Origin of the sequence: Frankia sp. Cppng1_Ct_nod, from assembly GCF_920656135.1 — a bacterium.
Classification (GTDB): domain Bacteria; phylum Actinomycetota; class Actinomycetes; order Frankiales; family Frankiaceae; genus Protofrankia; species Protofrankia meridionalis.
Genome location: NZ_CAKKTK010000008.1, coordinates 59469 through 73526 on the forward strand (window position 1 = coordinate 59469; position 14058 = coordinate 73526).

11 protein-coding genes are annotated in these 14058 nt (G+C 69.4%); 10 read left to right on the forward strand and 1 reads right to left on the reverse strand.

The window, feature by feature from the left end; genetic code table 11:
* The first annotated feature begins 2 nt into the window (after positions 1-2).
* From NBW77_RS04370 to NBW77_RS04415, 10 genes are all read left to right on the forward strand, one after another.
* Positions 3-1952 (forward strand): fumarate reductase/succinate dehydrogenase flavoprotein subunit, encoded by a 1950-nt coding sequence (locus NBW77_RS04370; protein WP_250279313.1) that lies wholly within the window; start codon positions 3-5, stop codon positions 1950-1952.
* Positions 1952-2710, forward strand: coding sequence for a succinate dehydrogenase/fumarate reductase iron-sulfur subunit (locus NBW77_RS04375; RefSeq protein WP_131745942.1), 759 nt, complete (start codon positions 1952-1954; stop codon positions 2708-2710). Before NBW77_RS04370 ends, NBW77_RS04375 begins: the two co-directional genes overlap by 1 nt.
* Before the next feature lie 442 nt (positions 2711-3152).
* Complete coding sequence (locus NBW77_RS04380) at positions 3153-4382, forward strand: efflux RND transporter periplasmic adaptor subunit (protein ID WP_242605684.1); 1230 nt, start codon at positions 3153-3155, stop codon at positions 4380-4382.
* Positions 4383-4385: 3 nt separating this feature from the next.
* Positions 4386-5183, forward strand: coding sequence for an ABC transporter ATP-binding protein (locus tag NBW77_RS04385; protein ID WP_131745940.1), 798 nt, complete (start codon positions 4386-4388; stop codon positions 5181-5183).
* Entirely contained in the window at positions 5180-6412 is a 1233-nt protein-coding gene (locus tag NBW77_RS04390; RefSeq protein ID WP_131745939.1) for an ABC transporter permease, read from the forward strand. The genes NBW77_RS04385 and NBW77_RS04390 overlap by 4 nt, the downstream gene beginning before the upstream one ends.
* A gap of 62 nt (positions 6413-6474) precedes the next feature.
* Positions 6475-7356, forward strand: coding sequence for a DUF5666 domain-containing protein (locus tag NBW77_RS04395; RefSeq protein WP_250279314.1), 882 nt, complete (start codon positions 6475-6477; stop codon positions 7354-7356).
* A 58-nt stretch (positions 7357-7414) separates the two neighbouring features.
* Positions 7415-9283 (forward strand): permuted SH3 domain-containing protein, encoded by a 1869-nt coding sequence (locus tag NBW77_RS04400; RefSeq protein ID WP_250279315.1) that lies wholly within the window; start codon positions 7415-7417, stop codon positions 9281-9283.
* Between the two features lie 316 nt (positions 9284-9599).
* Positions 9600-10487 (forward strand): alkaline phosphatase family protein, encoded by an 888-nt coding sequence (locus NBW77_RS04405; protein ID WP_242606117.1) that lies wholly within the window; start codon positions 9600-9602, stop codon positions 10485-10487.
* A gap of 6 nt (positions 10488-10493) precedes the next feature.
* The gene (locus tag NBW77_RS04410; protein ID WP_250279316.1) at positions 10494-11885 is read left to right on the forward strand and encodes an MFS transporter; all 1392 of its coding nucleotides are present in this window, start codon (positions 10494-10496) and stop codon (positions 11883-11885) included.
* Entirely contained in the window at positions 11882-12913 is a 1032-nt protein-coding gene (locus tag NBW77_RS04415) for a TolB family protein (protein ID WP_131749063.1), read from the forward strand. The genes NBW77_RS04410 and NBW77_RS04415 overlap by 4 nt, the downstream gene beginning before the upstream one ends.
* Positions 12914-12965: 52 nt before the next feature.
* Here NBW77_RS04415 and NBW77_RS04420 read toward each other — a convergent pair whose 3' ends face one another.
* Positions 12966-13823, reverse strand: a complete 858-nt coding sequence (locus NBW77_RS04420; RefSeq protein ID WP_131749074.1) for a DUF2127 domain-containing protein — start codon at positions 13821-13823, stop codon at positions 12966-12968.
* Positions 13824-14058: the final 235 nt, after the last annotated feature.

Sequence of the window (14058 nt, forward strand, 5' to 3'; positions counted from 1 at the left end):
CCATGGCATCAGCGGAGACACACGCATACGACGTCGTCGTGATCGGCGCGGGCGGAGCGGGCCTGCGGGCCGCGCTGGAGGCCCACGAGCAGGGCGCCCGCGTCGCCGTCGTCTGCAAGAGCCTGCTCGGCAAGGCGCACACCGTCATGGCCGAGGGCGGTATCGCGGCCGCGATGGCCAACGTCTGGCCCGAGGACTCCTGGCAGACGCACTTCCGCGATACCATGCGCGGCGGGAAGATGCTCAACCAGTGGCAGATGGCCCAGATCCACGCGCAGGAGGCCCCCGAGCGGGTCTGGGAGCTGGAGGAGTGGGGCGCGGTCTTCGACCGGACGCCGGACGGCCGGATACTCCAGCGGGACTTCGGCGGTCATCGTTACGCCAGGCTCGCGCACGTCGGGGACCGCACCGGTCTCGAGCTGATCCGGACCCTGCAGAACCGGCTGGTCAGCAAGGGCATCGACGTCTTCATGGAATGCACGGTGCTGCGCCTGCTGACCGCGTCAGGCCCGCCCACCGCACCGGCATCCGCCGGACACCGGATCGCCGGAGCCTTCGCGTACCGGCGCGAGTCCGGGACGTTCGTGCGTTTCGACGCGCCCGCGGTGGTGCTCGCCACCGGCGGGATCGGCAAGTCCTACCAGGTGACGTCCAACTCGTGGGAGTACACCGGCGACGGTCACGCGCTCGCGCTGTGGGCCGGCGCCGCGCTGATGGACATGGAGTTCGTCCAGTTCCACCCGACCGGGATGGTCTGGCCGCCGTCGGTGAAGGGCATCCTCGTCACGGAGGGGGTCCGCGGTGACGGCGGAGTGCTTCGCAACTCCGACGGCCGTCGGTTCATGTTCGACTACATCCCGCCGGTCTTCGCCGCCGAGACCGCCGACTCGCAAGAGGAGGCCGACCGCTGGTACACGGACAAGAAGACCGCCCGGCGACCACCCGAACTGCTGCCGCGCGACGAGGTGGCGCGCGCCATCAACGCCGAAATCAAGGCTGGGCGCGGTTCGCCGCACGGCGGGGTCTTCCTCGACATCGCCTCGCGCCGTGACCCGGCTTACATCCGCCGGCGACTCCCGTCCATGTACCACCAGTTCACCGAGCTCGCAGACGTCGACATCACCCGAGAACCGATGGAGGTCGGCCCGACCTGCCACTACGTAATGGGCGGCATCAAGGTCGACCCGCCCACCGCGGCCGCGACGGTACCGGGGCTGTTCGCCGCGGGCGAGTGCGCGGCCGGCATGCATGGCTCGAACCGACTCGGCGGCAACTCCCTGTCGGACCTGCTGGTCTTCGGACGACGGGCGGGGCGCTACGCGGCACAGTACGCACTCACGGTACCCCCTGGCGTGCGGAGCGTTGTGGACCGCGCTCAGCTCGACGCCGTTGCCGCGCAGGCCCTGGCACCGTTCGACACCGCTGTCGGCAGCGACTCCGCGCGTCCCCCGGAAAACCCCTACCAGCTCCAGAGCGACCTGCAGGAGGTGATGCAGCGCCTGGTCGGGATCATCCGTACCGAGCCCGAACTCGTCCGGGCGCTGCGGGAGATCGAAGCGCTGCGGATCCGCGCCGGCCGGGTCACGGTCGTGGGGCACCGGCAGTACAACCCGGGCTGGCATCTCGCGCTCGACCTGCGGTCACTGCTCACCGTCGCGGAATGCATCGCCACCGCCGCGTTGGCCCGCCGGGAGAGCCGCGGCGGCCACACCCGGGACGACTTCCCGCTCGCGGACCCCGCGTTCGGCGCCGTGAACCACGTACTCCGACTCGCCGACGACCGGCTGGTACTCACCGCCGAGCCGCTGCCCGCGATGCCGGCCGAGCTCGCCCGCCTGTTCGAGGAGACGCCCACCGGCGTGGCAGCCACGGCCGGCTCCGGGTCCTCTACATCCTCTACGTCCTCCAGGTCCTCCAGGTCCGAAACACCGACCGGTGGGAAGGGTGCCTGATGGCCGCGTACGACCTCTCCCTGCGGGTCTGGCGAGGTGACGCCGACGGAGGCGACCTGCACGACTACACGGTCGGCGTCGAGGAAGGCATGGTCGTCCTCGACGCGTTGCACCGGCTGCAGCAGACGCAGACCCCGGACCTGGCCGTCCGCTGGAACTGCAAGGCCGGTAAGTGCGGGTCGTGCAGTGCCGAGGTGAACGGCCGGCCCCGGCTGATGTGCATGACCCGGCTGAACCTGTTCGCGCCGACGGACACCATCACGGTGACACCGCTGCGAACCTTCCCGGTGATCCGGGATCTTGTCACCGATGTCTCGTACAACTACGAGAAGGCCGCGCAGGTGCCGGCGTTCGCGCCGGGGCCGCCCACCGGTGACGACGGACACCACCGGATGAAGCAGCAGGACGTCGACCGCGTCCAGGAGTTCCGCAGGTGCATCGAGTGCTTCCTGTGCCAGACGGTCTGCCACGTCATCCGCGATCATGAGGAGAACAAGCCCGTGTTCGCCGGCCCCCGGCTGATGATCCGCTACGCCGAGCTGGAAATGCACCCGTTGGACACGCGCGACCGGCGGGAACTGCTGCGGGAGCAGGCCGGCATCGACTATTGCAACATCACGAAATGCTGTACGGAGGTCTGCCCGGAGAGCATCCGAATCACCGACAACGGCATCATCCCGCTCAAGGAGCGGGTGGTCGACTCCTCCTACGACCCGCTGGTGTGGCTCGGCAACCGGATCCTGCGGAGGCACCGCTGACCGGCAGCCAGCCAGGCACCGGATACCGGATACCGGATACCGGATGGTTACTGCGAACGCACGGGGTGGGACGATCGGCAGCGGACCTCAACGCAGATCCGGCCGGCGTCGATCCCGGCGAGGATCCCGGTGGCTGCACGCATGGTCCCCCACCCGGCGGCGACGATCGGCACCACCAGATGTGCCGATTTCACCATCCTTCCACAGTCTCCGTACAGAAAGCCCGGGCCGCGCGCTCCCTGCCCATCCTCAACGGGGGGCGAACCGTTGACTCTGCGTTCACCGATCGGTCAGGATTTTCACCGGATTTCCTCAGCAAATGCCAAGAGTTCTCCACCAGACTCGGGATGCACTGGTCGCGGTAGGCACCAGCCACAACACCCCGTGCGAACACGGGTGAATTCGGGTCGCCCACCGTGGGGATTCGGGGGGATGGATGCAAGTGCCGCGTGGGCGTCTTCGGATCGGACGCAGGATGCTCGCCGTCGGCGTGGTCGTCGCCGTCCTGGTGGTGGCCGGATCCGTGGCTGTGGTGGTGGCTGTCTCCTCGTCCGCCGGCAGCAACAGTCCACGTCTGGTCGCGGCCGGCCTCGGAACGATCCGGCAGACGGTATCGAGCACCGGGACCATCCAGGCCGCCAACGAAGCCGACCTGACCTTCGGTGCGTCCGGCAAGGTCACCGCGGTATCGGTCACTGTCGGTCAGCAGGTGGTGGTCGGCCAGGCTCTGGCCACGATCGATTCGGCCGCCTTGGTCGCTTCGGTCGCGCAGGCGCAGGCCAGTGTGGCCACCGATCAGTCCCGCCTGTCCTCGGACCAGACCGCGGGTGCGTCCGACGCACAGTTGAACGCGGACAACCAGGCCGTCACCGCCGCGCAGGACGGACTCGCCGCCGCGCAGCGGTCACTGACACAGGCGACCCTCACATCGCCGATCGCGGGTACCGTCGCGACGGTCAATCTGACGGTCGGCCAGCAGGTTTCCGGTGGCGGTACGAGCGCGTCCGGTGGTGGCGGCTCGGCATCGGGATCCGCTTCCAGCAGCTCGACGGCAGCGTCGTCCGCGCAGGTGGTCGTGGTCGGCTCGGACGGCTACAAGATCGCCGCAAACGTCGACGACACCCAGGTCAACGAGATCAAGAGTGGTAACCAGGCGGTCATCACCGCGAACGGCGTCACTTCGGCGGTGTACGGGACGGTGTCCTCCGTCGGTCTGCTCGCCACCCAGAATTCCGGAGTGGCGACGTACCCGATCACCATTGACGTCACCGGGACTCCGACGGGGCTGCATCTCGGGGCGAGCGCCCAGGTACAGATCATCTTCCGGCAGCTGACCGACGTCCTGACCGTGCCGACCACGGCCCTGCACTACGCCGGCTCCCAGGCACAGGTGTATGAGCTTTCCGGTGGCAGGCAGGTAGCGCGGGCGGTAACGGTCGGCGTGAGCTCCGGCGGAGTCACGCAGATCACCGCCGGCCTTGCCGCCGGGGACATGGTCGTGGTGCCGGACTCGGGTACCTCCGGACGCACGCGTGGCGGCGCCGCGACTCCGACCGGCCAGGCCGGTAACGGCGGCGGGTTCGGCGGTGGTGGTGGCTTCGGTGGTGGTGGCGGGTTCGGCGGTGGTGGTGGCGGGTTCGGCGGGGGTACCCGCGGCGGCGGGGCGAGCTGAGCCATGACCGACACCGAGTCACCACGAACCCCGCTACCCGTCATCGAACTGGACGACGTCCGCAAGACCTATCGGACCGGCGCCCTCGAGGTCGAAGCGCTGCGCGGTGTCAACCTGCGCATCCACGAGGGCGAGTACATCGCGATCATGGGCCCGTCGGGGTCGGGCAAATCGACACTGATGCACATCCTCGGCTGTCTTGACGTGCCCACCGCGGGCAACTACCACCTGGCCGGCGAGGACGTCGGCCGGATGTCCGAGGAGGATCTGGCCCAGATCCGCAACCGGCGGATCGGCTTCGTCTTCCAGCAGTTCAACCTGCTCCCCACACTGTCCGCGTGGCGCAACGTGGAGCTGCCGTTGTGCTATGCCGGCGTCGGCCGGGCGGAACGTCGCACCCGGGCGATCAGCGCGCTGGAAAAGGTGGGGCTGCGGGACCGGATCGCCCATCGCCCGAACGAGCTGTCCGGAGGCCAGCAGCAACGGGTCGCGGTCGCCCGCGCACTGGTCACCGATCCCGCCCTCATCCTCGCGGACGAACCGACCGGCAACCTCGACAGCGTGTCCACCCAGGACGTGCTCGGCCTGTTCGGTGAGCTGCACGCGTCCGGCCGCACGATCGTGCTCATCACCCACGAACCCGAGGTCGCGGCGGCAGCGGGTCGGGTGGTGCGGATCCGCGACGGCAACGTCCAGGACGACACCGGGTCCGATCCCCGCACCTCCACCGATCCCCGCACCTCCACCGATCCGCGGGCCGGCGGCGCTTCGACCACGCTCACCTGGGAGGCGCACCAGTGAGCTGGGCGGAAACACTACGCATCGGGCTGGAAGCGGTACGTACACATCGGTCGCGGTCGGCCCTCACCGTCCTCGGCATCCTCATTGGCATCGCCGCGGTCATCCTCACCGTGGGTCTCGGCGAGGGCGCCCAGGGCCAGGTGCGCGACCAGATCAACTCGCTCGGCAGCAACCTGCTCGTGGTCTCACCGGGCAGCACCACCAGCAGTAGCGGTATCCGCGGTGGCTTCGGCTCGGCCTCGACCCTGACCTCGCAGGACGCCGACGCACTCGCCTCCAGGGACGTCGCACCGGACATCGCCGCCGTCGCACCGGCCAGCCAGCGCAACCTGTCGCTGACGGCAGGCACGTCGAACTGGACCACCACGGTTGTCGGTACCACGCCCGACTGGCTGTCGGTCCGGGCACGAAAGATCGATTCCGGTCGCTTCATCACCGGCCAGGACGTCACCGGCCACGCCGCCGTCGTCGTACTCGCCGCCACCACGGCCGAGCAGCTGTTCGGTGCACGCAGCCCGATCGGCGCGACCGTGACGATCTCCGGGGTTCCGATGCAGGTGGTCGGCACCCTGACCGCGGTCGGGTCGTCCGCCACGGCCAATGAGGACGACCAGGCCATCCTCCCGATCAGTACGGCCGCGAACCGGGTGTTCGGCGGGGCGACCCGCACCTCCGTACAGAGCATCTACCTGGAGGCGTCGTCCTCGAAGACGCTGTCCGCCGCCTACCAGGAGGCCAACAGCGAGCTGCTTGCCCTGCACCACATCACCACGCCGACGGGCGCCGACTTCACCATCGCCAGTCAGCAGTCGATCCTGTCCGCGGCGACGTCGGTGGACCGGACCCTCACCGTGCTGCTCGGCGGGATCGCCGCGATCTCGCTGCTCGTCGGCGGCATAGGCGTAATGAACATCATGCTGGTTTCGGTTACCGAACGCATCCGGGAAATCGGTCTACGCAAGGCCCTCGGCGCACCCCCCCGGGTAATCAGGCGCCAGTTCCTGGTGGAGGCGTCCGTCCTCGGTCTGGCCGGTGGACTGGCCGGCGCCGCACTCGGACTGGTGGGGGCCGCGGCGCTCCCTCATCTGATCTCGCAACGTATCGACATCTCCCTCACCGCGGCTGCCGCGGCGATCGTCGTGGCGGTCGGCATCGGCGTCGGGTTCGGCGTCTACCCCGCCAGCAGGGCGGCCCGGCTGGCCCCCATCGACGCGCTGCGGAGCGAATGATGATCCATCGATCTCCGGCCGAGCCCTCCGTCCAGGACCACGATCAGGAAAACGGGTTCACCGTGTCCGAATTCAGCGTCGCCATGTGCGCCGGCCCCGCCGCCCGTCCGGTCCGGTCCGCAGCCCGCCGTCCCCGGGTCACCGTGGGACGGCTGACCGGACTGTTGCTCGCATCCTCACTCGCCATGGCGGCCTGCGGCGGAGGCTCCAGCGGTTCCACCACAGCAACCGTGTCGACGCAGAATCCGGGGGCGAGTCCGGCACCAGCGGGCCCACCGGGCGTGACGGGGACGGCCGCAGCGGTCACCGGCTCGGCGATCCAGGTGCAGAACCCGTCGGTGGGCCAGGTCACCGTCAACTTCACCGGATCGACGACCTTCACCCAGACCGAGCAGACGACCGTGTCGAGCCTGAACGTCGGTGACTGTGTGCTGGTGACCGGAGCACCCGGAACAACCGCCACGGATGGCGAGATCACCGCACAGAACGTGATGATCAGCAAACCGGAGACAACCGGGTGCACCGGCAACGGCGGCTTCGGCAGTGGCTTCGGCGGTGGCGCCCGTCCCTCCGGTGCCCCCGATCCCTCGACAAGCCCACGGCCGCGCCGCAGTCCGAACGCGGATGCCACAGCCCGGCCGAGCGCGGCCTTCGGCACGGTCACCTCGAAGTCCGACTCCACCTTCGCCGTACAGACCACCGCCCGTGACGGCAGCACACCTACGACACGGACGGTCACGACATCCACCTCGACCGTCTACGACCAGACGGTCCCGGCATCGTCCTCGGCGTTGAAGGTCGGCGAGTGCGTCACCGCCGTCGGACCCGCTGACAGCACCGGGGCGGTGACCGCCACCTCGATCAGCATCCGCCAACCCGGACCGAACGGATGCACCGGCGGCGTCCGCCGGCAGGGCAGCGCGAGCGGGTCCCCCAATGGCTGACGCGCCTTCCCGGGGTCGCCGGCACGGGACTCGCCGTTCGGTCGTGATAGGCGTCGCCGTGGTTGTCGTCGTGGGGGCCGGTGGGGGCGTGCTTGCCGCGACCGGATCGGGCGAGCCGTCCTACCGGACCGTCGTGGTCACCCACCGCACCGTCGAAGCAACGGTGAACTCCATCGGCACCGTGACGCCCGTCAGCCAGGCCTCGGTCAGTTTTCCCGTCAGCGGACGGGTGGCGCAGGTTCCGGTGACGGTCGGGCAGCACGTGACAACAGGTGACGTCCTCGCGGCGCTCGACGCGTCCTCCCTGACCGCCTCGCTCGACAATGCCAGGGCGACCCTGGCCTCAGCCCAGGCGAGGCTTGCCGCGGACCAGACCAGCCAGACATCGGTCACAACGACAACGACGACCACGGCCCGGTCCGCCGGATCCACCGCGCAGGGCGCCAGCTACGTGACCTCCGCGTCCGGGCGACCGTCCGCCACTGCCAGCGCCGCGCCTGACAGAGGTACGGACGGCACGGCGGCGACCGGTGGTACGGCGGCGGATGTCGTCAAGCGCGACCAGCAACAACTGTTGACCGACCAGCGCGCCGCCGACACGGTTCTTTACCAGACGCAGGCCGACCTCACCCACGAACAGGCGGTGTGCGGGTCCTTCCTGAACAGCCTCAGCCGGAGCCCGGGTGACATCACCGGATCACCGGCCCCCACATCGTCACCGGGCGCCGGCCCGGCCACGGGTCCGACGCCCGACGGCACGGACTGCTCCACCCTGCTGAAGCAGGTGCTTGCCGAGCAGGACACCCTGAGCAACGATCTACGGGCTGTCGCCGCGGACGAGGCTGCCCTCGACACCGCGGTCGCCCAGCTGCTGGCCCAGTCACAGGGCAAGCAGCCAGATGCGGGTTCGGGCCAGCCATCGTCGGATGCGGGTTCGAGCCAGCAGCCGTCCAACGGGCCCGAACCGACAAGCACGGCCGGTACGAGTCCTGGCACCGGCACCGGCACCGGGGGGACCGGATCCGCCGGATCCGGATCCGGATCCGGATCCGGGCGCGGCACCCCATCGTCAGGCAGCGGGGCGGGCGGCTCGGCCGCGGGTTCCTCCAGGACGGCGTCCGGCTCCACCCGCGCGCCGGTCTCGGCCGCCCAGATCGCCGCGGACCAGGCCTCGGTCGACTCGGCGAACGCCACCCTGGCTGTCGCCCAGCAGGGCCTGGACCAGGCACAGCTCATCAGCCCGATCACAGGTGTCGTGGCCGCCGTGAACGTCAGGCCCGGCCAGTCCGTCAACGCCGGGTCGAGCACGGCCGCAATCGTCGTGCTGAACCCCGGTTCCGCGGAGGTCATGACCACCGTCAGCGAGAGCAATGTCGCCTCGGTGAAGGTCGGGGCGAAGGCGACAGTCGTCCCGGACGGCACCGACACGCCGACAGCGGGCACCGTGGTGGCGATCGGCCTGCTTCCCACCGCCTCCACCGCATCCGGCGCATCCGGCGCATCCGCGTCGTCCAGCACGTCGGGAGGGGTGTCCTACCCGGTGACCATCGGTCTCACCAACGGTGGTGTCACCGGCGGCGGACAGCTGTTCGCCGGCTCGGGCGCAGCCGTGTCCATCGTCGTCTCCAGCGCAACGAACGCGCTCGCCGTACCGAGTTCCGCCGTCCACACGATCGGTAACCGCCATGTCGTGTCCGTGCTGCGCGGCGGCAAGATGACCAGCGTGCCGGTGAACGTGGGCGCGGTCGGCGTGACGTTCACGCAGGTGACGTCCGGTCTGTCCGAGGGCGACCGGGTGGTCCTGGCGGACCTGAAGGCTTCGCTACCGACGAGCAACACCACGCTGCGCGGCATCGGTGGTGGCGGTGGCGGTGGCGGTGGCGGTGGCGGTGGCGGTGGCGGTGGCGGTGGCGGACGCAACGGGTAGATGCCGTGGTCGGCGGCAGCCCGCGGGCTGCCGCCGACCGCACAACCGCCCCGTCTCATCCGAGTCCATCCCACCTCGTCGGGGTCGGTGACCCGAAACGCCGCCGTAATCAGAACCGTTGGCAACCGATCCGGCGGTGGTCCAGGTTTACGCCCGCATACGAGCGAAGTAACAACCGGCGCAGACAACACCGCAGATGTTTACTTGGCCGCCACACGGCGTCCCCTGACGGATAGCAAACACGGGCTTTAGCCTGACATCCGCCCAGTAAACGCCCTCGCGTTGTTTCCCAATGCGGTACTTCCGGAGGTCTGCTGTGTCCGTTCTTTCTCGTGTCAAACGCCCGCGTCGGGCACTCACCGCCCTCGGCGTCACCGCCGGGTTGGCTGCCGCCTCGGTCGGACTACTCGCGTCCAGCGCACAGGCCGTGGCACTGCCCACACCCGATCACGTGGTCGTCGTTGTTCTCGAGAACCACGCCTACTCGCAGATCATCGGTAGTTCGAGCGCACCGTACATCAACAACACACTGAAGGCCGGCGGCGCTAACCTCTCGTCATCCTATGGCATAACCCATCCCAGCCAGCCCAACTACCTCGCAATCTTCTCCGGCGGCACCCAGGGCATCACCGACGACAGCTGCTACACCCCACAGTTCAGCAGCGCCGTCAACCTCGGCTCCGAACTGATCGCCGCCAGTAAGACCTGGGGCAGCTACAACGAGGGTCTGCCCTCCGAGGGCTCCACCGTGTGCACCAAGAGCAGCACCAAGTATGCCCAGAAGCACAACCCGTGGTTCGCCTTCAGCAACGTGCCACTGAACACCGCCCACACCTTCACCCAGTTCCCGACCGACTACACCACGCTGCCGAAGGTCTCGTTCGTCACCCCGAACCTGTGCAACGACATGCACGACTGCTCGGTCTCCACCGGCGACACCTGGGTGCAGAACAATCTCGGCGCCTACGCCACCTGGGCCCAGACCCACAACAGCATCCTCGTCGTGACCTTCGACGAGGATAACGGCTCCAGCGGTAACCACATCGCCACCGTGCTCTACGGGCAGCACGTCACCCCGGGCAGCACCTCGTCGACGACCTACAACCACTACAACGTGCTGCGCACCCTGGAGGACCTCAGCGGCCTCACCACCCATGCGGGCAACGCCGCGAGCGCGTCGGACATCACCGGTATCTGGAACTGAGCGACCGTGTACGTAGCGGACACCCGCACCCCGTCCGCGTCGGCCGGCCCGGGTTCACACCCGGGCCGGCCGGTCGGCCCCCTGCCGGGTGCGGCCCCCCGCGCCGTGTCCCGGGCGGGGGGCCGCACCGTGCCGCGGGCCATACCCCGGACCGTGCTCATCCTGGGCACGGTCAGCCTCATCACCGACATCTCCTCGGAGATGGTCACCGCCGTCCTGCCGCTGTACCTGGTGGCCGAACTGGGCCTTTCCCCGCTGGGTTTCGGCGTGCTGGACGGCATCTACAACGGGGTCAGCGCCCTGGTCAGGCTTGTCGGTGGCCATCTCGCCGACCGCGGACGGCGGCACAGGACGACCGCCGCCGTCGGGTACGGCCTGTCCGCCCTGTGCAAGCCGGCCCTGCTCGCCGTCCACAGCGTGCCGTTGATCGGTGCGGTTCTCGCGGTCGATCGCACCGGAAAGGGTCTACGGACGGCACCGCGTGACGCCATGATCTCACTTGCCTCCCCGCCTGACATGCAGGCCCGTTCCTTCGGAGTGCACCGCGCCATGGATACCGCGGGAGCCCTGCTGGGCCCGGTCACCGCCTTCTTCGTCCTACGGACGGCGGCCGGGGGGTTCGACGCCGTGTTCACGGTGAGCTTCTGTGTTGCGACCATGGGCGTGTTGGTACTGCTGCTCTTCGCACCCGGACGCATCCTCGAGCCCGCAGCTCCCACCTCGTCCGGTTCCGCACGGGTCGCTCCTGTCTCTGCCGCTCCTGCTTCCGCGGTCTCTCTGCGCGCGGCCTTCGGCCTGCTACGCCGTCCCGAACTGCGGCGGCTCACCCTGTGCGCACTGTTGCTGGGCCTGGCCACGGTCAGCGACTCCTTCGTTTACCTGCTTCTCCAGCGACGCCTGGGGATCTCCGTGCGATGGTTCCCGCTGCTGCCACTCGGCACAGCAGGCGCGTTCCTACTGCTGGCCGTGCCGCTCGGGCAGGCCGCCGACCGGTTCGGCCGGTGGCGGGTCTTCCTGTCCGGGCACCTGGGGTTGCTCGCGGCCTACGGGATGCTGCTCACGCCGGCCCACGGCACGGTGCTGCCGGTCGGGGGGTTGCCGGTCGCGGTGCTACCGGTCGCGGTGCTCGTCCTGCACGGCGCCTTCTACGCAGCCACCGACGGGGTGCTCATGGCGTCCGCGGCCGGCTCCGTGCCGGCCGAGCTGCGTTCCAGCGGGCTGGCCCTGGTCCAGACCGGGCAGGCCAGCGCCCGTTTCGTGTGCTCGCTGCTGTTCGGCGCAGCCTGGACGGCGTGGGGGGCCCACACCGCGCTGGCCGTCGCCACGGTGGCGCTGGCGACGTGCGCCGCGACAAGCGCGGTCCTGCGACCCCTGCGAGCGGTGGAGCCGGCAAGGTGAGCGCGCGTACCCGGCTGGTCATCCTGCTCGCCACCGTTGCGGTGCTTGCCGCGGTCGCCGTGGGCTCGGTGCTGCACGCCGCCGACCGCGCGGCCCGCAGGGACCGCCTGCAGGCCGGCGGCCCACGCGTGACCTCCGGGCAGGTGGCGCTCACCGCAGCGGGTTCGGCGCGGCAACCGCGGCTGGTCTTCCGCAACATGGCCTGGGGCCCGCACCGTGACGAGCTGGCATCGGTGCCGTCGGCCGACCCGTCCGGCCCGCGCACCGCCTCCACAGTTCACTGCCTGCGTTTCTACTCCGCCGCCGGCACCGGGATCTGCCTGCAGGCGGTGCACGGCGCGGTGTCGGACACCTACCAGGCGGTGGTACTCGACTCCAGCCTGCGGGAACAGCGGCGTTACCCGCTGGACGGCATCCCCACCCGTGCGCGGGTCTCGCCGAGCGGCCACCTGGTCGCATGGACGGTGTTCGTGAGCGGCGACTCCTACGGGGTGGGGCAGTTCTCCACCCACACCTCGATCCTCGACACCCGCACCGGGACACTCCAGAGCACTCTCGAGGACTACCAGGTGGTGAAGGACGGGCACGCGTACCGGAACGCCGACGTCAACTTCTGGGGCGTGACGTTCGCCGACGACAGCCGTTTCTACGCGACGCTCGCCACCGGTGGGAAGACCTACCTGGTACAAGGGGACGTCACGGCCCGCACGCTGACCACCTTGCGCGAAAACGTCGAGTGCCCCTCGCTCTCCCCGGACGGAACCCGGCTGGCATTCAAGAAACGGGTGCCCGGCCTGTCCGTTGACGCACCGTGGCGACTGTACGTAATCGACCTGCGGACCATGGGCGAGATGCCACTCGCCGAGAACCGCAGTGTCGATGACCAGGCGGTCTGGCTCGACGACCGCACGCTCGCGTACGCACTGCCCGGGGATTTCGGCACCGACATGTGGACAGTCCCCGCGGACGGTACCGGCAGCCCGCGGCAGCTGATCGAGGCGGCCATGGCGCCTGTCGTTGTCGGCTGAGCCGGAGACGGTCGCGTTACCGGTGCACGGTCCATTACCCGGCCGGCACCGGTCAGGGCAGAATCCCGGGCGTCGCAATCCCGTCAGCGACATGCACCGGCCCGGGTGGCGACGGCGGCTCCCGGTCGGACATCTCGTGATCAGGCATCTCGTGATCAGGCATCTCGGCGGACTGCTCGACCTCCAGCAGGGACTCGCTGTGCCGCTCGGCTTCGAACGCCGCCCGTCCACCGCGCATTCCGAACAGCCTCTTGGAGCGGACCAGGTACACGACCGCGACCACGTTGATGACAAGCGCGCCGACCCGCAACACCGTGACCCGTTCGGTCAGCTCGTAGACCTCCAAGGGCAGGAACACCGACGTGGCGACGGCCGCAAAATACTCCCCCCACCGTTGCAGCAGCCACAGCCCGACGCCCTCGACGATCTGAATGACCGCATAGCCGAACAGCAACCCGGCGACGAGCAGCAACGTGCTCGGTTTGGTGTGGAGAAGGTGGCGCAGATGGGTGATGGTCGGGCTGTTGTCCAGGTCCAGGTTGAGCACCGAGGCGAGCGGCTTCGCGGCTGGGACCGCCCTGTCGAACAGTTGCTGAAGGTCGGCCTCAGACCGGCGGAACCGGAGGATGGCGTAGGCGACCAGCGCGAGCAGCACCGCGCGGACGACGCGTTCCACCGCGAGCAGCCGCAGGACGGTCGCGTCCCGCAGTGCCCGACCGCGCAGCAGCACCGGCGCGTCCTGCGCCGGCCCGGCACCTACCGGATCGCCGAGGACGAAGTCGCCGCAGCGCAGGCACCGCCAGGCCGATCCGACCGGGGTCCGGGCAACCAGCCGGTCGGCGAGAGCCGGCTCGTCCGGGCGATAGGTGACATGGCCCTTACGGGCGCACGTCCGCAGATTCCACTCCACGACCGCCGATCGTAGATGGCAGCGGGTCACCTGGCACAGACCGAGCCAACACGACACACCGTCGGATTTCCGTCAGCCCAACAGCAAGATGATCAATTTTGGGACAAACGTCGGTGGCCGACCGGTCCAGCCGATTCCGGGGGTACGACTCCCGTGGGTACGACTTCCGGGGTAGGTGAGTACGTCGTTCTGCGTACGCCGAGCCCTTCAAGGATCGATCCCCAGTCGGTCGGCA

Excerpts from the sequence above, each read along its gene's own strand:
- NBW77_RS04385 (WP_131745940.1), top strand. The coding sequence starts at position 4,386 with ATGACCGACACCGAGTCACCACGAACCCCGCTACCCGTCATCGAACTG.
- NBW77_RS04370 (WP_250279313.1), top strand. The coding sequence starts at position 3 with ATGGCATCAGCGGAGACACACGCATACGACGTCGTCGTGATCGGCGCG.
- NBW77_RS04375 (WP_131745942.1), top strand. The coding sequence starts at position 1,952 with ATGGCCGCGTACGACCTCTCCCTGCGGGTCTGGCGAGGTGACGCCGAC.